25 protein-coding genes and 1 pseudogene are annotated in these 25,450 nt (G+C 40.8%); 20 read left to right on the forward strand and 6 right to left on the reverse strand.

All coding sequences use genetic code 11. The annotated features are described in order from the left end of the window. Positions 1 to 17: 17 nt before the first annotated feature. A complete protein-coding gene (locus QFZ72_RS12280) occupies positions 18 to 737 on the reverse strand; it encodes a FadR/GntR family transcriptional regulator (RefSeq protein ID WP_307433644.1) in 720 nt (239 codons plus the stop codon). Between the two features lie 149 nt (positions 738 to 886). Here QFZ72_RS12280 and QFZ72_RS12285 point away from each other — a divergent pair, with 149 nt between their 5' ends. Together QFZ72_RS12285 and QFZ72_RS12290 are read left to right on the forward strand one after the other, a co-directional pair. Beyond that, on the forward strand, positions 887 to 2,278 hold the full coding sequence (locus tag QFZ72_RS12285; protein ID WP_307433646.1) for an FAD-binding oxidoreductase: 1,392 nt from the start codon (positions 887 to 889) through the stop codon (positions 2,276 to 2,278). Between the two features lie 4 nt (positions 2,279 to 2,282). After that, positions 2,283 to 3,257 (forward strand): bile acid:sodium symporter family protein, encoded by a 975-nt coding sequence (locus QFZ72_RS12290; protein WP_307433648.1) that lies wholly within the window; start codon positions 2,283 to 2,285, stop codon positions 3,255 to 3,257. 233 nt (positions 3,258 to 3,490) lie between these two features. Here the strand turns inward: QFZ72_RS12290 and QFZ72_RS12295 are convergent, their stop codons facing one another. Beyond that, positions 3,491 to 4,579 (reverse strand): citrate synthase/methylcitrate synthase, encoded by a 1,089-nt coding sequence (locus QFZ72_RS12295; protein ID WP_307433650.1) that lies wholly within the window; start codon positions 4,577 to 4,579, stop codon positions 3,491 to 3,493. A 108-nt stretch (positions 4,580 to 4,687) separates the two neighbouring features. Between QFZ72_RS12295 and QFZ72_RS12300 the strand changes: the two genes are divergently transcribed. The 12 genes from QFZ72_RS12300 to QFZ72_RS12355 all read left to right on the forward strand — a co-directional run bounded on the left by QFZ72_RS12300 (position 4,688) and on the right by QFZ72_RS12355 (position 17,602). After that, positions 4,688 to 5,566 carry a LysR family transcriptional regulator gene (locus tag QFZ72_RS12300; protein WP_307433652.1) on the forward strand — a complete coding sequence of 293 codons (879 nt, stop codon included), beginning with the start codon at positions 4,688 to 4,690 and terminating at the stop codon, positions 5,564 to 5,566. 16 nt (positions 5,567 to 5,582) lie between these two features. Further along, the gene (locus QFZ72_RS12305) at positions 5,583 to 6,641 is read left to right on the forward strand and encodes an undecaprenyldiphospho-muramoylpentapeptide beta-N-acetylglucosaminyltransferase (RefSeq protein WP_307433654.1); all 1,059 of its coding nucleotides are present in this window, start codon (positions 5,583 to 5,585) and stop codon (positions 6,639 to 6,641) included. A 232-nt stretch (positions 6,642 to 6,873) separates the two neighbouring features. Continuing rightward, positions 6,874 to 8,706 carry a sigma-54 interaction domain-containing protein gene (locus QFZ72_RS12310; RefSeq protein WP_307433656.1) on the forward strand — a complete coding sequence of 611 codons (1,833 nt, stop codon included), beginning with the start codon at positions 6,874 to 6,876 and terminating at the stop codon, positions 8,704 to 8,706. Positions 8,707 to 8,868: 162 nt separating this feature from the next. Further along, complete coding sequence (locus QFZ72_RS12315; protein WP_307433657.1) at positions 8,869 to 9,954, forward strand: tartrate dehydrogenase; 1,086 nt, start codon at positions 8,869 to 8,871, stop codon at positions 9,952 to 9,954. A 13-nt stretch (positions 9,955 to 9,967) separates the two neighbouring features. Continuing rightward, positions 9,968 to 11,416, forward strand: a complete 1,449-nt coding sequence (locus tag QFZ72_RS12320; protein ID WP_373464489.1) for an aldehyde dehydrogenase family protein — start codon at positions 9,968 to 9,970, stop codon at positions 11,414 to 11,416. After that, complete coding sequence (locus tag QFZ72_RS12325) at positions 11,413 to 12,186, forward strand: SDR family NAD(P)-dependent oxidoreductase (protein WP_307433659.1); 774 nt, start codon at positions 11,413 to 11,415, stop codon at positions 12,184 to 12,186. The genes QFZ72_RS12320 and QFZ72_RS12325 overlap by 4 nt, the downstream gene beginning before the upstream one ends. Further along, positions 12,186 to 13,049, forward strand: a complete 864-nt coding sequence (locus QFZ72_RS12330) for an energy-coupling factor transporter ATPase (protein ID WP_307433661.1) — start codon at positions 12,186 to 12,188, stop codon at positions 13,047 to 13,049. The genes QFZ72_RS12325 and QFZ72_RS12330 overlap by 1 nt, the downstream gene beginning before the upstream one ends. Beyond that, positions 13,046 to 13,918, forward strand: coding sequence for an energy-coupling factor transporter ATPase (locus QFZ72_RS12335; protein ID WP_307433664.1), 873 nt, complete (start codon positions 13,046 to 13,048; stop codon positions 13,916 to 13,918). The genes QFZ72_RS12330 and QFZ72_RS12335 overlap by 4 nt, the downstream gene beginning before the upstream one ends. Positions 13,919 to 13,923: 5 nt before the next feature. Beyond that, positions 13,924 to 14,769: an energy-coupling factor transporter transmembrane component T family protein gene (locus QFZ72_RS12340; protein ID WP_307433666.1), complete on the forward strand. Its 846-nt coding sequence runs from the start codon at positions 13,924 to 13,926 to the stop codon at positions 14,767 to 14,769. A 74-nt stretch (positions 14,770 to 14,843) separates the two neighbouring features. After that, entirely contained in the window at positions 14,844 to 15,401 is a 558-nt protein-coding gene (locus QFZ72_RS12345; RefSeq protein ID WP_307433668.1) for an ECF transporter S component, read from the forward strand. Next, entirely contained in the window at positions 15,401 to 16,372 is a 972-nt protein-coding gene (locus QFZ72_RS12350; protein WP_307433669.1) for a P1 family peptidase, read from the forward strand. Before QFZ72_RS12345 ends, QFZ72_RS12350 begins: the two co-directional genes overlap by 1 nt. A gap of 15 nt (positions 16,373 to 16,387) precedes the next feature. Beyond that, entirely contained in the window at positions 16,388 to 17,602 is a 1,215-nt protein-coding gene (locus QFZ72_RS12355; protein WP_307433670.1) for a M20 family metallopeptidase, read from the forward strand. A gap of 296 nt (positions 17,603 to 17,898) precedes the next feature. Here the strand turns inward: QFZ72_RS12355 and QFZ72_RS12360 are convergent, their stop codons facing one another. The 3 genes from QFZ72_RS12360 to QFZ72_RS12370 are packed head-to-tail and all read right to left on the reverse strand — an operon-like array spanning position 17,899 to position 21,445. Beyond that, on the reverse strand, positions 17,899 to 19,026 hold the full coding sequence (locus QFZ72_RS12360; RefSeq protein WP_307433673.1) for a Ger(x)C family spore germination protein: 1,128 nt from the start codon (positions 19,024 to 19,026) through the stop codon (positions 17,899 to 17,901). Continuing rightward, positions 19,016 to 20,497, reverse strand: coding sequence for a spore germination protein (locus tag QFZ72_RS12365; RefSeq protein ID WP_307433674.1), 1,482 nt, complete (start codon positions 20,495 to 20,497; stop codon positions 19,016 to 19,018). The genes QFZ72_RS12360 and QFZ72_RS12365 overlap by 11 nt, the downstream gene beginning before the upstream one ends. 9 nt (positions 20,498 to 20,506) lie before the next feature. Beyond that, the gene (locus QFZ72_RS12370; protein WP_307433676.1) at positions 20,507 to 21,445 is read right to left on the reverse strand and encodes an endospore germination permease; all 939 of its coding nucleotides are present in this window, start codon (positions 21,443 to 21,445) and stop codon (positions 20,507 to 20,509) included. A gap of 311 nt (positions 21,446 to 21,756) precedes the next feature. Between QFZ72_RS12370 and QFZ72_RS12375 the strand changes: the two genes are divergently transcribed. Continuing rightward, positions 21,757 to 22,113: a DUF3243 family protein gene (locus QFZ72_RS12375; RefSeq protein ID WP_307433678.1), complete on the forward strand. Its 357-nt coding sequence runs from the start codon at positions 21,757 to 21,759 to the stop codon at positions 22,111 to 22,113. Between the two features lie 40 nt (positions 22,114 to 22,153). On the opposite strand, the gene QFZ72_RS12380 is transcribed toward QFZ72_RS12375, so the two are convergent. Next, positions 22,154 to 22,324 carry a hypothetical protein gene (locus QFZ72_RS12380; RefSeq protein WP_307433680.1) on the reverse strand — a complete coding sequence of 57 codons (171 nt, stop codon included), beginning with the start codon at positions 22,322 to 22,324 and terminating at the stop codon, positions 22,154 to 22,156. 645 nt (positions 22,325 to 22,969) lie between these two features. Here QFZ72_RS12380 and QFZ72_RS12385 point away from each other — a divergent pair. The 5 genes and pseudogenes from QFZ72_RS12385 (at position 22,970) to QFZ72_RS29470 (ending at position 25,426) form a co-directional block, all read left to right on the forward strand. Continuing rightward, positions 22,970 to 23,476 (forward strand): GNAT family N-acetyltransferase, encoded by a 507-nt coding sequence (locus tag QFZ72_RS12385; protein WP_307439733.1) that lies wholly within the window; start codon positions 22,970 to 22,972, stop codon positions 23,474 to 23,476. Between the two features lie 73 nt (positions 23,477 to 23,549). Beyond that, positions 23,550 to 23,690: a hypothetical protein gene (locus QFZ72_RS12390; RefSeq protein ID WP_307433682.1), complete on the forward strand. Its 141-nt coding sequence runs from the start codon at positions 23,550 to 23,552 to the stop codon at positions 23,688 to 23,690. Between the two features lie 227 nt (positions 23,691 to 23,917). After that, the gene (locus tag QFZ72_RS12395) at positions 23,918 to 24,049 is read left to right on the forward strand and encodes a hypothetical protein (RefSeq protein WP_307433684.1); all 132 of its coding nucleotides are present in this window, start codon (positions 23,918 to 23,920) and stop codon (positions 24,047 to 24,049) included. Between the two features lie 93 nt (positions 24,050 to 24,142). Beyond that, positions 24,143 to 24,535 (forward strand): annotated as a pseudogene (locus QFZ72_RS29465) (YcdB/YcdC domain-containing protein); the annotation flags it as partial. Positions 24,536 to 24,940: 405 nt separating this feature from the next. Continuing rightward, positions 24,941 to 25,426 (forward strand): YcdB/YcdC domain-containing protein, encoded by a 486-nt coding sequence (locus tag QFZ72_RS29470; protein ID WP_373464688.1) that lies wholly within the window; start codon positions 24,941 to 24,943, stop codon positions 25,424 to 25,426. Positions 25,427 to 25,450 lie beyond the last annotated feature (24 nt).

A 25,450-nucleotide genomic window follows, 5' to 3' on the forward strand; every position in this document is an offset into this window, starting at 1 on the left:
TGTTAAAAGCAGTTTCCTCATATCGATTCACCTAATTCCGATAATAATGTCTCACTCAATTCACTTCTAATCCGGGCAATGTGCTCTTCAACAAGATTTCTGGCCTGAACGGCATTTCCGGAAGCAATAGCCAAATAGATTCTTTTGTGTTCATCCAGTGTGTCTTGAGCACGGGCTGGGTCAGCCAGGCGGTGTCTGCGGGTTGTGCGGATGGTATCTTCCATGTGCTCACTCATGGTTTGAATCAGTTCAATAAATAAGGAGTTGTGTGTTGCTCTTACAATCGATAAATGAAAGTTGAGATCTGCTTCAAGTCCCGATTCCACGTCAGTTTTTGAAGCTGCCATTTTTTCTAGCGCTTTTCGAATTTTTTCTAAGTCCGCAGAATTCGCTCTTTGAGCTGCCAAATAGGCAGATTCTGCTTCGAGGGCACGGCGTAGCTCGAGCATTTCATAGACCAGATGGCTTTCAGCTTTAGTGATGACAGAAGATAATTCCTCTGTTGAAAGGGGAAATTCTGTTGATTTGATATAGCTTCCGCCGCCTCTGCGAATGTCGATCGCTCCGTGCAGCTCAAGCATCCGCAGAGCTTCTCTGATTGATGTGCGACTAACGTTAAACTTGCTTGCGAGTTCACGCTCAGAAGGGAGTTTATCTCCTGGTTTTAAGTCACCGTTCAGAAAAAATTCTCTGAGCTGTTCCACAATGATTTCATACGTTCGTTTATTTTGCTTCAATGAACCTTCACTCCTCAAAGAGTTGTTGTATTTTTCAGATAATTAAGTATAATGGAAAGTGGTTAGACCAATTTGGAATTGGTAGTACCGCTATCATCATTATAAACGAATTGCAAACGATTACATATTAATTTAGGGGAGAGAGTGGAATGAATCTGGAAATTGCTAATTTGGCAGAAGCTTTAAAAAAAATCCTTCCTGAAAGTCAGGTCTCTATTAATGCGACAGTGAGAGAACAGCACAGCAGGGATGAATCGTATCACGCACCAAGTCTCCCGGATTTGGTTGTGTTTCCTGAGACGACTGCACAAGTAAGCGAAATTATCAAATTCGCAAATACATATCAAGTGCCTGTTGTGCCATTTGGACTTGGCTCGAGCTTAGAAGGACATGTGATTCCTTATGATTTGGGGATTACGATTGATTTTTCCCTTATGAATAAAATTCTTGAAGTAAGGGAGCAGGATTTTCTTGTAAGAGTCCAGCCTGGCGTCACGCGCTCTCAATTAAATAAAGAACTTAAGAAATACGGCCTGTTCTTTTCAGTTGATCCAGGAGCAGATGCAACTCTTGGGGGGATGGCGGCGACAAATGCAAGCGGCACAACTTCAGTCCGCTATGGTGTCATGCGGGATCAAGTAAGAGACCTTGAAACGGTCCTTGCAGATGGAACGATTATTCACACAGGAAATTCGGCTGAAAAATCTTCTTCCGGCTATCATTTGAATGGGATTTTCGTAGGCTCAGAGGGAACGCTCGGCTGCTTTACGGAGCTTACATTGAAGGTATACGGTATTCCTGAGCACGTAATGGCAGCAAGAGCATCTTTTCCAACGGTCAATGATGCTGTTCAGGCAGTGGTTTCCATTCTGCAGGCGGGAATTCCCATTGCAAGAGTAGAGCTTGTTGATGAGCCTTCCATGAAGCAGGCCAATCTTTACAGTGAAACAGACTACCTTGAAAAACCGACTCTCTTCCTTGAATTCCATGGAAATGAAGCAGGACTTAGACAGGACGTTGAGTTTACGAAAGAGATTGTTGCTGATCTGCATTGTGAAAGAATTGAATTTGAAACAGATAATGCTGCGAGAAATAAGCTTTGGGAAGCAAGACACCATCTGGCTTATGCCTATGTTCACGGATTTCCCGGGAAAAAGCTGATGGTGACGGATGTGTGCCTGCCTATTTCAGAGCTTGCTGGTGCGATACGGAAGGCTAGGAAAACCATCGATGAGCTTGGCCTTGACGGCGGGATTGTAGGTCACGTTGGGGACGGGAATTTTCACGTTTTATTAATGCTTGATACGGCGGATCCTCTGGAAGTAAGCAAAGCGGATCAATTAAATGAAACCATCGTGCTTTATGCACTCGAACGCGGAGGAACATGTACGGGGGAGCATGGAGTCGGAGTGGGGAAAATGAAGTATCAGGAAAAAGAGCATGGCGAAGCGCTGCGTGTCATGGAAAAAATCAAGCAGGCGCTCGATCCTCAAAATGTTCTGAACCCGAATAAAATTGTTAGAGTGAAAAGAGAGGGATGAGTCTATGAAGGTATTGGAAGCGATCAGCAATCTAGCAGGAAAATATTTTGCTCTTTGGGTCATTTTAGTTGCATTTATCGCCTTCATGATCCCAGCGCCTTTCCTTTGGTTTAATGGTTATATAACGATACTGCTCGGCATCGTTATGTTTGGTATGGGTTTGACGCTTAAAGCGGTTGATTTTAAAATTGTCGCAACAAAACCGCTGCCGGTCATCATCGGGGTTTGTGCCCAATTTGTCATTATGCCATCAGTAGCATTCCTGCTTGCATACGGTATGAAATTGCCGCCGGAATTGGCAGCCGGGCTAGTCCTCCTCGGGGCTGTTCCAGGCGGTACAGCTTCAAATGTAATGGTTTATCTTGCAAAAGGTAATCTTCCTTTGTCCATCGCCATGACGTCACTATCGACCATCATTGCACCGATTGCAACACCGTTAATCTTATTAATGCTTGCAGGTCAGTGGATGCCAATTGATCCAGTATCGATGTTTATGTCAATCACTCAGGTCATTATCGTTCCTATTATTTTAGGAATTACAATCAGAAAATTTTTTCCTGGAGCAGTTGATAAGAGCATCACGGTTATTCCGCTCATCTCAGTTTTAGCCATTATCATTATTGTATCTGCTGTCGTTTCTGCCAATGTTGAGAGTATTGTTTCGTCTGGTCTGCTTATATTCTCAGCCGTCATCCTGCATAATACTTTCGGACTCTTGCTTGGGTATTTGACTGCCAAAGTTCTTGGACTTGATGAAGGTACGAGGAGAGCGATTTCAATTGAGATTGGCATGCAAAATTCTGGCCTGGGGGTTGCGCTCGCAACTGCCCATCTCGGTCCGCTAGCTGCGCTGCCAAGTGTACTTGGAGCAGTATGGCATAACATTTCCGGTCCAATTCTTGCAACCTATTGGTCAAAAAAGCCGGTAGCCGAAGATAATAAAAAGTGGTCTGAGCAGCCAGCTGAAGTAAAAATGTAAAGAGAAGACACAATGAGCGATGCTTATTGTGTCTTTTTTGATTAAAGGATGATTCTTTAAAAACAGTAAACGGATTTAATCGGCATACCTTGGAATTGGTACCTAATCGAGCTGTGCCAAATCCGCATTTTCTGTGCGAAAAGCCACATTTTTTATGCACTCTTCGGACCGCTTCCGGTTATCTGTAGTATACAAAATCAACGCAATCTGCGTTTCTCTTTAAATATCTGAGATTAAACCACAGGCATTCTCCCAATATAGTGAGATTCCGGTCTGAAAATCGTATTATTTTCAGACTGCTCCAGGACATGAGCCGTCCAGCCGACAACTCTGCTTGCTGTAAAAGTCGGGGTGAAAAGCTCAGTTTCCATTTGAATAGATTTCATAATGGCTGCAGCATAAAATTCAACATTTGTGTATAATGCTCTTCCCGGTTTCAGCTCTTGAAGCAGGCTGACAGCAGCTGTTTCCACATCTAGGGAAAGACTAAGCCATTCATCCTTGCCTGCAATCTCAAGTAAAACTGATTTCAGTGCCGAAGCTCTTGGGTCATGCGTTTTATATACGCGATGGCCAAACCCCATTAATCGTTCCCCGCGATTTATTTTCTCCCGAATCAGTTTTTCAATATTACCGCTTTTAGCCGCTTCATCTAAAAAGGCAATGACTTCAGAAGGGGCTCCTCCATGAAGCGGACCTTTCATCGTGCCAATAGCGGAGGTCACCGCTGAATAGATGTCAGACTCGGTAGAGACAGTAACTCTGGCCGAGAATGTAGAAGCATTCATTCCATGCTCTAGAGTTAAAATCATATAGGTTTCCAGAGCCTTGCGTTTGGATTCCGCAGGCTTTTCTCCATTAAGCATATAAAGATAATTTTCAACATGATCAAGCTCTGCTGAAGGGCGGACAAAGGGTCTGCCTTCTAAATGGCTTTTTCTGCATGCGATGATTGTCGGCATCATAGCCGTTAACCGGATGCTGTCTGAATAAGAGGGCTTATCTTTATTTGAAGGACCAGCTGCTGAAACCGCTGTTCTCAAAACGCTCATAAAATCCATCTCAGCCGGGAGACTGATTAGCAGATTTTCTAAATACTCAGGAAGCTCACGATGTTTTTTCAGTTCTTTTTTCAGCTGAAGGAGCTGGCTGGGGTCTGGCCATTCTCCATGCCAAAGTAAATACGATACTTCTTCGAACGAATGAATTTTCGTCAATTCCCCAATATCAAATCCTCTGTAAATCAATCGGCCATTTACCCCGTCAATATGGCTGATTGCTGTTTCAGCAGCTGCAACGCCTTTTAATCCTTTGATAACCATGAAAATCTCTCCTTTCCTTTGTACTGTTTATTTTATAAAATAATAAGTATTAAGAAAATTAAATATATATAAATCGTTTGATTAAGAATCTTAATTAGGAGAATGCATATGGAATTCACTTGGCTCCAAACATTTGTCACGGCTGCAGAATGCGAAAATTTCAGAAGAACAGCTGAGCTTCTCTACATTTCCCAGCCAACTGTTTCCGTTCATATCAAACTACTTGAAAAAGAGCTCGGGGTTTCCTTATTTGAGCGAGATGGCAGGAGAATTAAGCTGACAGAAGAGGGAAGGCTTTATTTGAAGCATGCAAAGGAGCTTCTTTCAGTTTATCAGAATGGGCTAGTAAAGCTTCAATCCTTTCAGCAGGGGTTTACATCGCAGTTTACCCTGGCTATTTCCCCGCTGATTGCGGACACGATTCTTCCTTATGTACTTAAAAAATACTGCAACCAGTTTCCTGAGGTAGAAATTTCCGTTAAAATTATTGAATCAAGCGAGATTGAAAAGGCGGTGCAAAATGAAAAGGTGGATCTGGGTTTGTCCTGTTCAGAAAGCACGCATCCAGATATAAACTGTCAGCTTCTGTACAAAGATAAGGTATTACTTGTCGCCCCACACGATGGAATGGATTCTGAAAGTGCACTCCCTCTTAATGAGGAAGAGGTTTTAACATCAAATTACCTTCTCACTCATAATCATCCTGTATACTGGGATTCCCTGTGCAGAGCTGTAAAAACAAACTATCCCGGCATTCGAATGATGGAGGTCTCCCAAATTCACATTACGAAACGGTTTATTGTCGAAGGACTTGGCGTTTCGTTTCTTCCAGCTTCAACTGTAAGGAGAGAAATGCTTGAAGGAAGACTGCTGGAGGTCGATTGTCCCTCTATTCCATTGCCTGAAGCTCATACATATGCCATCATGAAATACACACATAAAAAGCAAAAAGAATTTTTAGCATTTCTTTCGCAGTTCAGAATTTAAAAGGAGGGCATTTTATATGAAAAAAACGATCGTTTTTACAGGAGGCGGTTCAGCAGGGCATGTCACGCCAAATATCGCGATTATGGATGAGCTCGATAAAAGCGTCTGGGACGTCCAATATATAGGTTCTAAAAAAGGGATTGAAAAGGAACTGATTGAGAAAATCTCTATTCCCTATCATGGAATTTCCAGCGGAAAGCTGAGAAGATATCTCGATTTTGAAAACGTGGTTGACAGTTTTCGTGTGTTAAAAGGCTGTATGGATGCAAGGAGAGTACTAAGAAAACTGAAGCCTGCTGTAGTTTTCTCAAAAGGCGGTTTTGTTTCCGTACCGGTCATTATTGCAGCAAGATCATTGAAAATTCCTGTTCTGATTCATGAAAGCGATATGACTCCGGGACTTGCCAATAAAATTGCACAGCGCTTCGCTACAAAAATATTTACTTCATTTGATGAAACGCTGAACTATTTTCCAAAAGATAAAACGGCTGCCATCGGATCACCGATTCGCAGAGGGATTTTAAAAGGATCTCCATACAAAGGAACGGAGCTGCTCGGCTTTGACCGCAAACGTCCGGTCTTAACAGTGATGGGGGGCAGCCTCGGGGCAAAAAAAATCAACGAGACTATTAGAGCTGCATTGCCGCTGCTGAAAGATTATCAGATTATTCATTTATGCGGAAAAGGCAATGTTGATGAAAACTATGCAAATTTGAAGGACTACAAACAATTCGAATACGTTCATGACGAGCTGCCTCATTATTTAGCAGCAACGGAATTTGTCATTACTAGAGGAGGCTCGAATTCCATTTTCGAATTCCTTGCATTAAAAATCCCTATGCTCATCATTCCTCTTACGAAAAATCAAAGCAGGGGAGATCAGATATTAAACGGGAGATCGTTTCAGGAAAAAGGATATGCCATGATGCTTGAGGAAGAAAATTTATCAGTGGATACATTGGTTATACATCTTGCTGATTTAAAGAAAAGAAGAGATGCTATGAAGGAGAAAATGACATCACTTGAGAAGAAGGACGCTATTGGAGTATTGGTAAGGGAGATAAACGCCAGATAAGAAACTTCTAAAAAGGGAGCAATAGATGCTCCCTATTATGCCTCTTTTCATTTGAAAAGCCAAGAATTTGCTGGACGTGAAAGTTATCATGCTCCACCATTGCATTCATGCAGGATAGAATGGTCTGCTCTTTATCTTGAATGATAGGGTTTGTTTACGAGTTCAAGAGAATTGGGCTCTTTTTTTATGTATTAATATGATAAATTATAAAAAAGAAAGGAGAGTGGAGAAATTGATCGCATTGTATAAATTGAATAAATCACTAGAAGCAACCGTCACTCAGATATTAAGTGAACACGGTCATAAGCCTTCCTGCTTCCATTCAAAAAAAACAGTTATAGATCATATGATGAACCCATTTGTTCTAATTACGCCCTTAACTTATGTAAACGAGGTTCACTCACTTTCCATTCCAATTGTTTCACTTTCCATTCACTTAAATGATTTCGAAAAAACAATAGAAGACCATGATCTTAATGAGAAAAATCCCCTTATTATAGTCTCAGAAGAAGAAAAAAAGTGGTTAGACACTGAAAATCATCTTAGGCATCAAAATCGTTATGAAATTTGCAGCAGGGAACAGGTTCACTTCGGTTACGCAAAGAAAAACACAACCATTCTTGTTCCTTCTTGGGAAAATAACCTTTCATTTGCACAACAATTGAAGAAACATCTCTTTTTTGTTCAGCCTTCAATGGATACGATTATTTCCGCTATTCGTCAGGCAATCCAATTAATCGATGTTACAAAAGAGATGTTTAAAGAAAAATATCAAGTGCAGGCTATTGTAGATTCTGCACATGATGGATTAATAGCAGTTGATCGGCAAGGGAAAATCACGCTGACCAATAATAATGCGAAAGTATTTCTGGGTTTGGAAGCAGAAGTTATAGGGCGAAATATTGCAGATTATATCCCAAATTCAGATATGCTGAGAGTTCTGCAAACAGGTAAGAAGGAAATAGGGGATGTAGCCAAAATTCAGGACCGGCAATTCATGATTAATCGGTATCCGGTTATTCTTAATAACACTGTTGTAGGAGCAGTATCCAATTTTAAAGAGATTACAGACCTGCAAAGGCTGGAAATGAAGTTAAGGAAAAAGCTGCATGAGAATGGTCTGGAGGCTAAATATACGCTTAATGACATTGTTGGAGAAGCAAAAAAAATCTGTGAAGCAAAGGAACAGGCAAAGATTTTTGCGAAAACAGACGCTACGGTATTAATTACAGGGGAGTCTGGAACAGGAAAAGAATTATTTGCCCAGGGAATTCATTTACAAAGCACCAGAGCAATTGGACCTTTTGTTGCAGTTAATTGTGCCGCATTTCCTGAAAGTTTACTGGAGAGTGAACTATTTGGCTACGAGGAAGGTAGTTTTACTGGAGCAAGAAAAGGAGGAAAACAAGGACTATTTGAATTGGCGCATGGCGGAACTTTATTTTTAGATGAAATAGGTGAAATGCCATTGCAAATTCAGGCGCACTTATTAAGAGTTTTACAGGAGAGGTCAATTCGAAGGATTGGGGGCAAGCGTACTATACCCGTGAATGTCCGTATTATCGCAGCAACCAATTCAAATATTGAATCCGAAATTGGAAATAAGCGGTTTAGAAATGATTTATACTATCGTTTAAATGTGCTTTCACTTGATTTGCCGCCATTACGCACAAGGCTTGCGGATATTCCCCTCCTTACCCGCCATTTTATCCAGCAATTCAATGAACAGCATCGCAAACAAATAGAAAAGATTGATGAAGACTTTTTTTCAGTATTACAAGAGTATCACTGGCCGGGAAATATCCGTGAGTTAAGAAATGTCCTGGAACGAATTGTCTTGCTTCAACAAGATTCAGTCATATCTGCAAAAGATGCCTCGTTTTTTTATCCAAAACTTAGAATAAACAGATCCCACACAACTGCTGGCAATGCAACCATTAAAGGAAAAGAAAGAGATTTAATTCAAGTTGCGCTCCAGCAATATGAAAGTAAGTCAGAAGCAGCAAAATCACTTGGAATTGATCGATCGACCCTTTGGCGGAAAATCAAAGAATATAAGCTTTAGTGTTTTAATCTGAAACACATGATGTAAAATGAAACATTAATAATAGATGCTCAGAATTTTTATACTTTAAAACGCCTTTATAATTCAGAATATTTTAAATTAACAGAATTGGCATGGAACTTGCATTAATAATTTATTAACAGAACAAAAAGAGGTGATAGCTTGCAACATTTCTCAATAGCCGCCATACCTGGAGATGGAATTGGACCTGAAGTCATGGCAGAAGGATTAAAAACATTAAAGAGAATTGAGGAACTCCACGGAGGAATTCATTTCTCCATAGACACATTTGATTGGAATTGTGATTACTACTTAAAACATGGAAAGATGATGCCGGAAAATGGCTTGGACATTCTGCGGGATTACGATGTCATTCTGCTTGGAGCAATTGGTGCTCCAACTGTGCCTGATCACATTTCAGTATGGCAACTGATCTTGCCCATTCGCAGGGCCTTTCAGCAGTATATCAATTTGAGGCCTATTAAACTATTAAGAGGTTTGAACAGTCCCCTCCGGTATAAAGCTCATGATGATTTGAATTTTGTTGTTGTCCGTGAAAATACTGAAGGGGAATACTCCAACATGGGAGGGCGCCTTCACGAGAATACTCCTTTTGAGCTGGCGGTACAAAATAATGTTTTTACGAGATATGGAAGCGAAAGAGTCATCAAATATGCCTATTCGCTTGCTGAAAAAAGACCTAAGAGAAGGCTGACGGCAGCAACAAAATCGAATGGTATAAATCACTCGATGCCTTTCTGGGATGAAATCGTCAGAGAAGTCGGCATGCATCATCCGAACATCAAGACTGATATTTATCATATTGATGCACTGGCTGCTTACTTTATTACAAGACCGGAAGAATTGGATGTAGTTGTTGGCAGCAACCTGTTTGGCGATATTTTAACTGATCTGGGCGCAGCCATTGTCGGTGGCCTTGGTCTTGCGCCTTCTGGAAACATTAATCCGGAAAAAAACTATCCGTCGATGTTCGAACCGATTCATGGTTCTGCACCTGACATCGCCGGAAAAGGAATTGCCAATCCTATTGCACAAATCTGGAGTATTAGCTTAATGATGGAGCATCTTGGCTTTTCTGATATAGGCGACTTGATCGTTTCTTCTATTGAAGAGGTTCTTCTTGAACAAAAAGTGTCTACCCCTGATCTCGGCGGTAAAAATACGACAAGTGAATTTGGAGAAGCCATTCACCAGAAAATGACCAAAATGAGCATGAATTCTATATAAGGAGATGAAAATGATGACTGAGACACAAACTTCCCTGCTGAATCAAAAAAACTTCCATTTATACATTAATGGAGAACAAATTCACACTGTCGATCATATTCCTGTCTACCATAAGTACACAGGTGAAGTGATTGCATCAATCTCTAAATCGGAAAAACAACATGTGAATCAAGCTGTGAGTGCAGCTGAAAAAATCTTTAAATCAGACAAATTAACTGCCTATCAACGATCTAATATTCTATCAAAAGCAGCAGACTTAATGGAACAAAGACGGGAGGATTTTGAGATTTCATTAGTAAGAGAGGTTGGAAAAACACGCAAAGATGCATCAGGGGAACTGGATCGCACGATTAACACGATTCGTTTGTCTGCTGAAGAAGCTAAACGAATAGCAGGAGAAATGATTCCTCTTCAGGCGACGGAAGGTTCAGATAAACGTCTGGGATTTACCATTCGTGTTCCTAAAGGGGTCATAGGAGTGATTACCCCATTCAATTATCCTTTATTATTGGGCATCCATAAAATAGCGCCCGCTCTTGCGGCTGGAAACACCATTGTAATTAAGCCTGCAACTTCAACTCCTCTTGCAACCTTTCAGTTAGTAGAACTCTTAGAAGAGGCAGGTCTTCCTAAGGGATATGTGAACATCATAACCGGAGCAGGAAGTGAAGTGGGTGAATGGCTATTGGAAGATGAACGAATTGCCATGTATACGTTCACGGGTTCTGGTGAAGTAGGCAAGCATATTAAAGAACGAAGCGGACTGAGGCCTGTAGCGCTTGAACTGGGAAACAATTCTCCAAATATTGTTCATCATGATGCAGATCTCAATCTTGCTGCAAAACTGACAGCCAGCCGGAGTTTTCATAATGCTGGACAGGCCTGTATAGCTGTACAGCGCTTATATGTCCATCAATCGGTATTAAAAGAGTTTACGGAAAACTACTTATCGCATGTTCAGCAGCTGATAGTCGGCGATCCTGAAAAAACAGAAACAGATGTGGGCCCGATGATCAGTGAGAAAGATGCTATTCGATCAGAGGAATGGGTGAGAGAAGCCATAGAACAAGGAGCCAAATCTTTGCTTCCATTAAAGAGGGAAGGGGCGGTCTTATATCCAGTGGTACTTGTTGACACAAATCCTGCCATGAAGGTGGTGTGTAAAGAAGTCTTTGCCCCGATCGTTTGTATCATCCCTTATCAAGATATTGAAGAGGCATTTCATTCGGCTAATCAATCAGAATATGGTTTACAGGCAGGAATTTTCACACGTGATTTGCAGCTGGCTATGAGGGCGGCAAAAGTGCTGGAATACGGTGGAGTCATTATTAATGATGTATCCACTTATCGTAATGACGTTATGCCTTATGGGGGAGTGAAAAACAGTGGCCTTGGGAAGGAAGGGCCGCACTATGCGATTCAAGAAATGACAGATGAACGAATGGTGGTGATGAACCTGTGACTGCACGATTGTTAGAAGGAAAAACAGCCATTATTACAGGTGCGGGCTCAGGTATGGGAAAAGCTGCAGCCAAATTGTTTGCAGCACAAGGGGCAAACGTGGTTCTATCTGACATAAATAAAGATGCAGCAGACCAGACGGCGAAAGAAATAGAACGCACAGGACACGTTAAAACGGTTCACACGGATGTAGGAGATGACGAAAGCGTCCAAAATCTTGTCAAAGAGGCATTTAATGAATTTGAAGATATAGATGTTCTGATTAATTGTGCTGGCGTTCCGCAATTCTTTACCCCGATAGAAGAAATGAGCTTAGGTGAATGGGATAAAATTATGTCGGTTAACTTGAAATCGATTTTTCTAACCACACGTCATCTTGTTCCAATTATGAAAAGAAAGGAAAAAGGATCGATTATAAACATTGCATCGATTGCAGGAATAAGAGCAAGGCCTGGATTAAATGCCTATTGTGCATCTAAAGGAGCAGCGATTATGTTAACCAGGGCATTGGCGCTAGAATTGGCTCCTTTTAAAATACGGGTCAATGCCATTAATCCAGGCCCTGCTGAAACACCAATGCTTGAGAGATTTTTACCGGGAAATTCCCAAAAAGTAGAAGAGGATAAAAAGAAAATTTTTCTTGAAAGTGTTCCTTTAGGTACGTTAATTCAGCCGGAGGATATTGCCCAAGCGGCACTATATCTTGCTTCTGATCTCGCCAGGGCTGTTACTGGGGAAATCATGAATGTTGATGGGGGAAGGGGAGTGTAATGAGTAAACCATTCATCCAAATAGATGGAATTTCATTTGAATATACAATTAACAACCAAAAGACAGTTCCTGTTCTGCAGAACGTTTCCTTTGATGTACATCCGGGTGAATATGTGGCGATAATCGGACATAATGGCTCTGGAAAATCAACGCTGTCCAAACATCTTAACGGAATTCTAAAACCGCAGCTGGGCGATATTTATGTGGATGGTTTAAATACCAGAGATAGCGGACTGCTCCGTGAGATTCGTCAAAAAGTAGGGATGGTCTTTCAGCATCCCGATAACCAGATTGTCTCGACTATTGTTGAAGATGATGTAGCTTTTGGGCTGGAGAATATCGGAGTACCTGCTTCAGAAATGAAGGCAAGAATTGATTTCGCATTAGAAGCGGTTGGGATGAGTGAATTTCGGAAACGCCCTCCTCATCATCTCTCAGGAGGCCAAAAGCAGCGGGTTGCTATTGCAGGGATCCTTGCGATGAAGCCTGATTGCATTGTGCTGGATGAAGCAACCAGTATGCTTGACACGTTTGGAAGAAGAGATATTCTGGATGTCGTCCGCAAGCTTAATAACGACGGAATGACGATCATTACTGTAACCCACCATATGTCAGAGGTAGCTGAAGCAAGCCGGGTTATTGTCATTGAAAAAGGTCAAATCGTAATGGATGGTGCACCAAGAGAAATTTTTCAGCAGCATGAACTGCTGCATCGATTGCAGCTGGATGTCCCTGTAGCCAGCCAATTAGCAAGGCTGATTCATAAACATGACAATGAATATGAGGCTGATTTGATTCATAATGACGAGATCATTCAAGAGGTCATCCGTTTATCAGCTAAAAGAGGGGTGTATGCAGGTTGAGCGAATTTCCCATTCTTGAAGTGAAGGACTTACACCATATCTATATGGAAAAGACACCTCTTGAACACAAGGCCCTCTCTGGAGTAAGTTTACGTGTTGATAAGGGAGAATGTATAGCCATTATTGGACATACAGGGTCAGGTAAATCGACTTTAATTCAGCACTTTAATGGGCTGATGCGGCCCCAGCAGGGTAATGTGATAGTGAATGGCCAGCATTTATCTAATCCAAAGCTAGATGTAAAAGCGCTGCGGAGAAAGGTCGGCCTTGTGTTTCAGAATCCAGAGGATCAGATTTTTGAAAAATTGATCGGTGATGATATTGCTTATGGCCCATTAAAGATGGGACTTCCTTTAAAAGAAGTAAGAGACCGTGTGAAATGGGCAATGGAATTGGTTGGGCTTTCATTTGAAGATTTGAAAGACCGTGCTGCCTATGCCTTAAGCGGCGGCCAAAAAAGAAAAGTCGCTCTGGCCGGAGTGCTGGCTTTAAAGCCGGAAATTTTGGTATTGGACGAGCCGACAGCAGGCCTTGATCCGAGGTCAAGACAGGAACTTTTGGAGCAAATCGTTCAGTTGAACAAAAAGGAAAATATGACAGTCATTTTTGTCTCTCACAACATGGAAGAAGTGGCGTATTTAGCAAATAGAATTTACGTTTTAGCAGAAGGAAGAAATCTGATTGAAGGAACACCGGGAAACATTTTCGGTAATTCTGAAATCCTGGCAAAACATCATATTGGAGCACCGCAAACTGTGGAGATTCTGGCGCAGCTAAAAGATCGGGGATATACTGTCAATCTTAATGCATATGAAATAGAGGCTGCAGCAAAAGAACTGGTTTCTGTCATCCAGTCAAATAGGAGGTGAGGAAAATGGCTGGTTTTGAATTCGAGTTGACCCGGAATATTACCATAGGGCAGTATTTGCCGACAGGTTCACTCATTCATCGTATGGATCCCCGGATGAAGCTCTTAGCATTTACCATCCTTGTCATTGCAATGGCTATTTGTGACACATATGGGGGAAACATAATCGCGCTTGCTTTTGCATGTTATTTATTTTATATATCACGTATTCCAATTAGCTATGGTTTGTCAGGAGTCAAACCGGCTGTACCTTTCATTTTAATATTAGCGGTATTGCAGCTGTTATTCTATAGCGAAATTGCTTCAGGCGGAACGGTTTTTGTCGATTATGGATTTATTCTAATTACTAGTGACAGCGTTCGTCTGGTAATCGTTTCAGCCCTTCGTTTTATAGAAATCATTTTTTTAAGCAGTGTTTTAACCTTAAGCACTTCAACCACTCAAATTACACATGGGATCGAAAGTCTGTTAAGACCTTTAAAGCATGTTAAGTTTCCGGTTCATGAATTTGCTTTAATCATTACGATTGCGATTCGCTTTGTTCCTACATTTGCAATGGAAATGGAAAAAATGATGAAAGCTCAAGCCTCTAGAGGTGCAGAATTTGGCACAGGAGCATGGTGGAGAATTATCCAGCGAACCAAGGATGTATTTCCGATTATCATTCCACTATTCAATGTTGCGATGGCGAGAGCTGAAGATTTAGTGCTTGCGATGGAATCCAGATGCTATACCCCGGGGAGTGAACGGTCAATTTATACAAAGTATAAAGCTCAAAGCAGGGATTATAGTGCACTTCTTTTCTGTATTCTGTTTACTATTCTATTATTGGCATTTCCATTTCCCTATTAGATTTTAATCCATATCTATTATTAAAAAATGGAATACCATTCTAGCTATCTGAAAAAAATAAGGAGGGTAATTGAATGGAAAAAGGTCTAACCACTAGAAAGATTGTCATTGCTGGAGTATTAGGAGCAGTAGCTATTTTGCTTGGTGTCACCCGATTAGGTTTTATTCCTGTTCCAACTGCAGCAGGAAACGCTACCATCATGCATGTCCCGGCAATCATCGGAGGAGTCATGCAAGGCCCGTTTGTTGGACTGGTCATTGGACTGATCTTCGGTGTGTCTTCGTTCCTTGATGCAACCATTCCGTTATTTAAAGACCCGCTGGTTGCTATACTGCCGCGATTATTTATTGGAGTAACAGCCTATTTATCTTACATTTCCTTGAAGAGAGTCAACGAGTATGCCGCTATTGGGGTGGCGGGATTTGTAGGAGCGTTTACCAATACGCTGCTTGTTTTGACAATGGCGGTCATTAGAGGATATATTGCTCCAGGTGTCGCGGTTACGATTGCTGTAACAAACGGAATACCGGAAGCAATTGTTTCCGTGATCATTACGCTGGCAGTGGTTGTCGCATGGAAAAAGCTGGACCATAGCGGAAACAAGAAATCAAAGATTTCTGGAGAAATGTAGTGGAACGATTTCATAACATAACAGACGTTCCTGGCGTTAAAGTCGGGAATGAAGAGGACAATTTAGGTTATACGGGCTGTACCGTTTTATTGTTGGAGAAAGGTGCTGTATGCGGTGTAGATGTAAGAGGTTCAGCTCCTGGAACAAGGGAAACCGATTTATTAAATCCAGTGAACCTTATAGACCGGGTTCACAGTATCTGCCTGGCGGGAGGAAGTGCCTATGGTCTTGATGCAGCAAGTGGTGTTATGCAGTTTTTGGAAAAGAAAGGTATTGGACTGGATGTGGGTGCAGGAGTTGTTCCGATTGTACCGTCAGCTGTCCTGTTTGATTTACCCGCAGGGGACCCTTCAGTTCGTCCAGATCAGAAAATGGGTTATAAGGCTGCATCAAACGCAAAAAGAGGATATTTCCCGTTAGGTAATTCAGGAGCGGGCTGCGGGGCCACGGTTGGAAAAGTGGCTGGCCACCATCGGGCTATGAAAGGCGGGCTTGGTTCCGCGTCTAAAGTTTTTCCAAATGGTTTAGTTGTAGGAGCCATTGTTGCAGTAAATGCAATGGGGGAAATTCGAAATCCCGAAAATGGAGAAGTGATTGCCGGTGCCAGAGATGATCAGGGGAAAATAAAGAGCAGTTTAGAATGGATGCTAGAACAGCCTGCCATTCCCCTAAAGCCTGGTACCAATACAACAATAGGGGTTGTCGCTTGCAATGCGAAGTTAACTAAATCACAGGCCTCTAAGGTAGCGTCCATGGCACATAATGGATTAGCCAGAACCATTTATCCTGTGCATACGATGTTTGATGGAGACACGATCTTTTCTTTGAGTACAGGGGATATGAGTGCATCAGTTGACCTGATTGGGACAATTGCTGCTGACATTTTGGCAGAAGCAGTCATCCTGGCTGTTCAGAATGCTGAAGGAATTGAAGGCTTTCCATCAAGTAAAGAAGTCAATGAATCTCATTAAGAAAGGACGATTGCAATGACAGCAGCGATAGAATCTATTCTTCCTTTTATTGATAAAAAAGAAGTGATTGAACTGACAAGGAGTCTTATTCGTATACAAAGTGTCTATCGGCCAAATGTCGAGGGTGGAAACGAAGAAAAGGCTGCCCGTTTCATAGTTGAATACCTTAAGAACATCGGATTAGATGTTCATTATGAAGAAGTGGTGCCGGGACGGCCAAATGTTATTGCGGTTTATGACTCTGGCATTCCAGGCAAAACCCTCTTATTTGAAGGACATACGGATGTAGTGACTGAAGGAGATATTGATTCATGGACCTATGATCCTTTTGGCGGAGAAGTCAGTAATGGCAGAATTTATGGCAGAGGTTCTTGTGATACGAAAGGAAACCTTGCTGCTGCCATTTCTGCTGTTCATTCTATAAAAAAATCAGACGCTGCATTTAAAGGGAAAATGATCCTTTGTATCCCCTGCGACGAAGAGGGAATGATGATCGGAATTAAAGATTTTATTAAAAAAGGCTGGGCAGATGGAGTTGATGGAGCCATTATCTGTGAACCTGAGGAGAATCAGCTCTGTATTACACAAAAAGGGGCGATGCGCATTGTATTAAAAACTTACGGAAAAATGGCTCATGGTGCGATGCCGCTCACCGGAATTAATCCAAATACACGAATGGCCAAATTAATCGTAGAATTGGATCAATTGGAACATCGGGAAAAAGAACGTATGGGTGAACATCCCTATCTTGGGTGGCCTAGTATTACGCCAACTATCTTACAAGCGCCAGTTAAGGGAGAAGCGCAAATCAATGTAGTTCCTGCACAATGTATGACTACACTAGATATTCGGACGGTTCCCGGGCAGGAGCATCATGAATTGAGGAAAGAAATAGAAGTCATTATTGAACGGCTGGGGAAAGAAGATCCACATTTCAAAGCGACACTTGAACTGATTGAAGACAGACCTTGGACAGAGACACCGAAAGATCATGAGGTGGTACAGGCGGTAGCGCAGGCTTATAAGGAAGTTACAGGCAAAGAACCCGTATACAATGGGGTCCCTGGGGCGACAGACGGGACGTTCCTTCATCTTGCAGGTGTGCCGATCATTACAACAGGAGCAGGTGACCGCCATATCCCCCATCATGCCGATGAATATGTAGATATTGATGAGCTCGTTGAAACTGTGCAAATCTACACTCTTTCTGCTCTTAACTTTTTAAAGTAGCACTTCACAAAGTAAAAATAACATCAACCTTTGTAATGAAATAATTGAGGTAAATTGAATAAAAGAGGTGTGCCATGAGGCTAACTTTTGGCACACCCTTTTTTACTTTGAAAACGGCTAGAAATACCTGTTCTTTTATGGTGGGCAGGTATACATATAGACTGATGGAATCGGCTGTGAAAGATCCGGTTCATGCAATGAAATCCGCTTGGATCCTCCCGCGGTACATGGTTCAGGGAAACGACGCTTAATCTTATTCTTATTGGGTTAAAGTGAGACTTTTAACTAACAGCATATTACTCTTTGTATTTCTGACTGCCGGCATTCACAATTACAACTTCTATTTGGATGTCAGACAGAGAATCTTCCTGCAGCTTATATTTTTTTGTGAGTTCAGGTGATGAGCGGTATGTGGATGCAGTCAAATTATACAAATCTGCATCCAGTTTTATTCCATTTTCATAAGTACGCTGCATATCATTTTTAATTTCTTGTTTGATTTTTTTCTTTAAACTGCTCAGTGAAGGTTCATCTACACTTTCATCAATGAAAGCCTTGGTTTTCAGTTGGACAGTATAGTGTAATCCATCCTTTACAGGTTGATGAAGAGTGACTTTATAGCCCTTCACCAAGAGTTCAACGACCGTTTTTTCATGAGGGATTTCTAGCTTATTTTCTTTTTGCTCCTCTGTTAACCATTGTAATCCAAGAAGGTCTTCGTAAGTCATGAATCCCTTGGCTTTCATCTTGGATACAATAAAACCTCCATTTACTTGAGGAGTGGGGGGGTTTTTTTCATCTTCCTGCCATTTTCCCTCAGAGATAATAACATTGGGAATGAGGATCGATCCATAAGGCTCATTTCCGCCTCTCATCAGCATCTGCATATTTAAAGGATTTACAGCATGATTCCGGCTAAGCATAATGTCAGGATGAAACATGACTTTATATGTTGGTGCCTGATTAAAGAGAGACTTTGTTTTCAATACTTCTGACAAATCCTCAGATGTGCCGAACACCCAAGAGGTATACCTGATTAACGGATCATGACCTATGTGAGAGATAACTTCTTCTAATTTTTGCTTAATAACCCTCTCACTTAGCAAGATTACCTGTATGTGGCCATAGTACAGGGGATATTGGGATGCCTTCTCCAATTTCCTGAACGCCATCGTTAAACTATCTGCTTCTTCTTTTCCTACCAGTACTGGGGATTCCGAAGGCTGGGATCCTCCACCTTCTTGCTTTGCTATGGAAGAAAAAACGGCAGATTCTGTGTATACAATATACTTTCCATCTTTATAGTCCACTCCTAATGCCTCAATATATAGCTGATCGCTAATTCCACGGCTTCCCCAGCATCCGCTCAGAACTAAACTGATCGAAGAAAGCAGCAGAAAAAGTTTTATATGTTTAGTGATCATTGTTGTCACCTTGACGGGATGAGTCCTGAGGAAACATCGATTTATCTCTTTGTTTCATAAGCGGAAAAGGCAGTTTGAGAAATGTTTTTAGAAGATCTGAAACATTAGGTGTAGCCAATGTTGCCAAGTAAGGATAGTCAAATGAACGCAAGGACCCCAGAAGCAAAAATAAGCTGAGCATTGATATAAAAAAGCCGAATAATCCAAACAAACCGCACATCAAGAGGGTATAAACACGTAAAAAAAGCAAATTCCCGCTTAACGATTGGTTCACGAATGTATAGCTTGCGATCATGGAGATTGCTACGACAACAAGTGTAGTAGGGGAAGTAAGACCTGCACGAATGGCTGCATCTCCGACGATTAACCCTCCCAATACAGCTACAGTCTGACCGACAGCCCTCGGCAGCCTTGCGCCAGCTTCTTTAAACAATTCGAACAATACGACCATAATCATCATCTCAAGCGGCAAGGATAAAGGCAATCCGGTTCGAGAAAGAGTAAGAGTCGCAAGCAGCGGATAAGGGAGCTGATCCTGGTGGAAGGTTGTTAATGCAACCCACAGACCTGGCAGAGAAATCGTAGTAAACAAGCCCGTAAAACGGAGCAGCCGTTCAAATGAAACCATATAAAAACTTGCGTTTGTATCCTCAGGTGATTTTAATGTAACCCCGAGTGTCGATGGCCCTATCAGGACCGTCGGGGATCCATCGACAATAATGATGAAATGACCCTGAACCAAGGATTGAACGGCATAATCAGGACGTCCTGTATTATCGAGTAAAGGGAAAATAGAAAAGGAATGATCCGATAAAGCTTCTTCTAAATCACTGCTGCTCACCAAAACATCAAGATCTAATTGTGTGAGACGATGATGGACCCGTCCTGCTAAATCCTGATCGATAATATCATTTACATACAGCAGAGATACAGAAGTCTGGCTTCTCCTTCCGATCGTATAGGATTTACTATAAAGCGAAGAAGATTTAAATCGTTTTCTAATTAGTGCGAAATTCGTATCTAAATCCTCAATAAAACCATCTCTCGCTCCTCTAATCGAAATTTCTGTATTGGATTCTTCAGGGCTTCTTTTAGGTGTGTTTGATAAATCAATTGAAAAAACATAGCTTCCATGATCATTTGTTATTAGAACATTGCCTGAAAACAGGCTGCGTTCAATCATCTGAAGCTCTTGATCAGTAAGGGAAAGCTTATTTACTGTAAAACGGTTTCCTATCGATTGACAATCTAAAGTTTCACCTTTTTCGATTATTGATGTCAAAAATGGAAGCAGCGTTTCTTCCATAATCTGAACATCTGTTAACCCCTTGCAAAACAAAAGCGTATAACCGCAAGGAAATTCTTCAGTAAATAAGCGTTTCTTAATGACCACATCCATATTGTTTTGAAAATAGGACAAAAATTCATTTAGTTCAATAGCTTTGACATTAGTGGCAGCATTATGTGTCATACAGTTTCCTCATTTCTTAAGTAGGACGTAAATACAGATGATGCTGATCAGTGGAATCATAACGTACATCTGGAAGGGGAAAAAGTAATGGTAGAGATACCTGAAAATGACAAGGTTAGATATTGGTGCAAGTGTATAGCCAATTGCCAATATGTATAAAAGACTTATTATCCAAATTCTATATTTCCTTGCTTTAATCAAATGTGATCCTATATAAATCAGTAAACTGATACGGATAAACGCTCCTGAAATCCATTGATAGATCGACAGAAAATCCATTCTGGTAATTTCTTTGCTGATGGTAAGAAGCTTCCATTGCTCAAATGCAGGATAGCGGAGCTTGCTGGCTTCATATGGCCCAAACTCGGCGATTGCTGCCATTAAGGGACCAAGCATGAGTCCCATTAAGATAAAAGCCACCAGAAAAATATGCTTCCATTTCAAAGGCTTATTTGTATAATGGACCAGAAATAAAAGCGTACTTAGTTCTGTAAGTCCAGAAAAAACGAAAGTTGTGCCTTTTATTATTGGTCCTGGTCCATGTTCAGCGATGGGCAGAAGCATGGAGTAATCCTTATGCTGAATATTTCCAAATGCGATGAAAAAACCAAAGGCAACAACCAGCGGAAGAGCAATCATAGCAACAATGCCTAATTCCTGAATACCTTTATATGTTCCGAAAAAACACAGCAAGCCTAACAAAATGCAAAGAACAAGCAGTGGAGTATTCATCAAATAATTCGTTTTTGTCCAAGTAACTGTATCTCTGAAGGTCACTGCAGCATTTAAATAAAAATATAGGAACAAAATCACTGATAACAGGAAAACAGGTACACTTCCAAGACGAGATTTCAAATAGTCTAAAAGGTTTTGATTTCCAATCTTTTTAGCAACTGCACCTATTAATAGAATCCAAATGATATAAGGGAACGATTGAAACAACAACACTGAGCCATGAGTCTCGTCCAGCAGCCGAAAGAATAAGCGGTAAGATAAGAACGTGATTGACTAATCCGGAAGACATGATAATCATGAAATATATATGGATAGGAGCAATTCCTGGCTGAATTCGCATGTTTTCCCCCATTGTTATTAATAAAAGTTAGTATTTAGTAAAAAAATGGGTTTTATACGAAAATTTGGTGTTGTATCCCTGTTTTTCATTAGTCAGGCAGTAAAGAGTTAACGAGTTTCGATAAGAAAAAAGAGGGTAATTAAACTAATAGAACGACGCTTATATAAAGAAGGGATGGATTCAAATGTCAGAACAAAATCATATTATTAATAAAAATGAAAGTCTTGAAACAGAAAAAGTTGAAAGCCGCATAGCGACGATTCCTGATGAAAAGATGGAAGATATTCTGGGGAGTTTTGAAAGCTTTAAACAGTATTTGGGGAAAAGGGTGGCACTAGGCGAAAAACTTGGACTAAATGAAGAGCAATTAGCCAAAACAGCTGAAAAGGTAGCAGCTTACCTTGCTGAAAATGAGGAACCGAGAAATAGAGAAGAAAAATTGCTTCAGGAACTTTGGAAATCAGGCGGGAAGGAACAGCGGCATCATTTGGCACATATGCTTGTTAGGCTTGTTGGAAAAGAGAACGCATACAATCGATAGAAAAAGCTAGAGCTGGAAAGTCCGCTCTAGCTTTTTTCTTTTATAAATCGGTGCGGGTGGATCGTTCGGCATAATTAAAGATGGGGTCAGAGAGTTTAAACTCATATGTATTCCCGTCCATAATGCCGACCGTTTTTTCACTGTCGTAAAGGTCCAGCATAAAAGCTGCCATTTCTTTAGCAGTATGAAACTTAGTCACGGGATCCTTCATACGTAAACTCATCTAGATCTTTTTATTTCTCCAGCAATTCTTTAGTTCCTCCCATATTTACAGAATTTTAAGGAAATATCTTGTCGTTTTTAGTCCTTTTCATTTAAAATTGGATGAACAAGTTCAAAAGCATTTGGAGCAGATTTACAATGGATACTGCTTGCTTATCAGGCGCATGCAACTCTAACTGAACGAATTCGGGATTTGAGAACTCATATAGTAGTTTGATTGAGTACTCAAATTGGATTCCTCTCGGGTTTTGGGGACTCATAGAGCGCGGTTGAGTCCTCAAACTGGATTCCTCCCGGGTTTTGAGTACTCATAGAGCGTGTTTGAGTCCTCAAACTGGACTCCTCCCGGTTTTTGGGTATTCATAGAAACCGATTGAGTCCTCAAACTGGATTCCTCCCGGTTTCTGGATACTCAAAGAGCGCGATTGAGTCCTCAAACTGGACTCCTCCCGGTTTTTGGGTACTCATAGAAAGCGATTGAGTCCTCTAACTGGACTACAAGCGGGATCGCGGTTTTGATCAATGCTTACTGTATGGCCGCAAAATGAATCATTTACGGGAGAGGTTATTTGCCAAGGCATGCTCCATTCTTTTTAGAAAACATATAAAATAAAAGGAGAGGGAGGTAATAAAGCTGTCATACGAAGTGGAAATCTCAGAATTGAAAACGTTAGATGAACATATTGAGCAGCTTGCTGATCTTTTGATCAAGATAGTAGAGGGAGGTGCTTCAATAGGGTTTTTGCCCCCAATGAGCCTTTCTCAGGCAACAGAATATTGGGAATCCGTTTTAGAACCCAGTGTGATTCTCCTAATCGCGAAGGTGAATGATGAAATTGCAGGGAGCGTTCAGCTTCATTTATGCATGAAACAAAACGGAGGCCATAGAGCAGAAATCGCAAAACTGATCACACATCCGGACTATCGCAGAAAAGGCATCGCCCGGTTATTAATGCAAAAAGCCGAAGAGCGGGCAATACAGGAAAAGAGATCCCTTTTAGTTCTCGATACAAGAGAAGGCGATGTCTCGAATCAACTTTACAACTCAATGGGTTTTACTGAATGCGGCCGCATCCCGTTCTTTGCTGAATCAGCGGGGGGAAAGCTTGATACAACTATTCTTTATTATAAAACTTGCTGAGGAATGAAAATAGGATCTACCTTGTTTTGATTGAATTCAACAAATAATAATCTTTCCCAAAGAAGTGATGCGAATGATTTGGCTTTCTTTTTTAATTCCAACTTTTCTCTTTGTCGGTGCAGCTGTGTACTTGCAGCCGCTTGATGATGTGAAAAAAGAGGAATCGTATAAAGAAGTAACGAACCAGCGCTCGATAAATAAATGGAAATCATAACTTCCTTTTAAAAAAACTTCATCCGTTTATTAAAGGTGCTTCTTCAGCTGTTATTCTATTTACGGGTCTTTATTACATCGTTAAATTTGCAGAGTTATTTATTTTGCGGATTAACCAGTAGATTCAAATTTTTTTACTGATTGTGGAGATCATGTTTGTTTTTCTCATGACAGGAATGAACGTATGGCTTATTGCACAAAATATTTCTGTTATGAGGAGGTGCAAACATGCCAAACTTAAATGATAACAAATTCAGAAAAATCCAATCCGAAAGTCAAAAGCAGGGCAAATCACAAGAAGAATATGCTGCAGAGTTAGACAGCAATCGTGCTAAAAGCGGGCAGAAGAAGAAGGACTAAAAAATTTTAGAAGCAAGTAAAAAAGAGGCTGCGCAGGCAGTCTCTTTTTAATGGTTTTATAGGAAACATAAGGATTGTTTAGATAAAGCAAGGCAGATTTGTGTGATTCCTAGTGAATATCAGCTTGAAATTGAAGATTATTCAGAGGATGGAAGCCGGGCGATTTTCGCATGGAAACATCCAGATGAGGAAGAGATGGGGATCTGGATTGAGCTGGATGGAAACGGTCATCTGATTGATTTAACAAAAGACAAATCAACTGAAGAGGTTCATCACGATATCTTTGATCAAGATGAATTAAAAAAGAAAGCATTGCAATTTGCAGAGATTCATTATCCTGGTGCTGTTAATATGTTTATGGAAGAGCATGTACACAAAATAGATGAGAATCTCCGTATATCTTATATCCAGATGGAATTGGATTTGCCTTTGCCATTTACCGGTTTTTACATAGATATTAATGAACACGGGGAAATTATGCAGTTTCATTATGATGGTCCGGCAGAACACATTGTTTTTCCCGAGTTCCTGCTCCCTGAAGAAAAAGTTAAATGTGAATTTCTGAAAGACATGAAAATGAATCTGATAATTGTCCATCTTAATAGAGAACTATATGAAAATGGGGACAATCTTCCTCACTTAGTGTATGAACCAGAATTGCTTTTTTATGAGATCCCGGTAGATGGGAAACAAAAAGTATTTATTGAAAATGAAGAAGATAAAGAACAAATTTATAAAAGATTACCAAAGTTAGAATCTGGAGTCTCTCCAGAAGCGTTAACAGAACTGGGTGCAGGCTTTGCGAAAATTCGAGAGCAGGACTTCGGGGATGCGATTGGAGAGGTATATAGAAAACATGGAGACGAGCCAGCTGCAGCAGATCATAGCATCATGACTTTTTTTAACAAAAGAAATGAAAATACAATAAAAGTAAAGCGTGATAAAGAAACCGGCAAATTAATAGGATTCATTTCTTTTATTGAAACTGTGGGGAATCAATGGCTGAGCATAAAAGAATGTGAAATGGCTGCTGTTCAATTTTTAAATGCCATATATCCTGATGCTCATCTTTATTTCCAGATGGATCTGATGCAGATAGAAAGTGATGAGGGAAGAGCCCTTTTTCAATTTGATCTCATACACCATGGTATATCTGTAAGGTATGGAGCAGCCAGAATCAACGTTAACCGAACAACTGGTAAGATCACTCACTATCTCGGGCCCGAAGTTCTGCCTCGGCTGCTTTTGTCCATTGATCCTCATCCGGAAATTTCTAAAGATAAAGCTATAGAGATATTTGGATCAGTCTTCCAGATTGAAAAGCAATGGGCTAAAGCGTATAAAGACAACTCTGAAAGGTATTATCAGCTTGTTTAATAAACCTATTTATTCTGAGCTTAA

This window comes from Bacillus sp. V2I10 (assembly GCF_030817055.1).
Taxonomy (GTDB): domain Bacteria; phylum Bacillota; class Bacilli; order Bacillales; family Bacillaceae; genus Bacillus_P.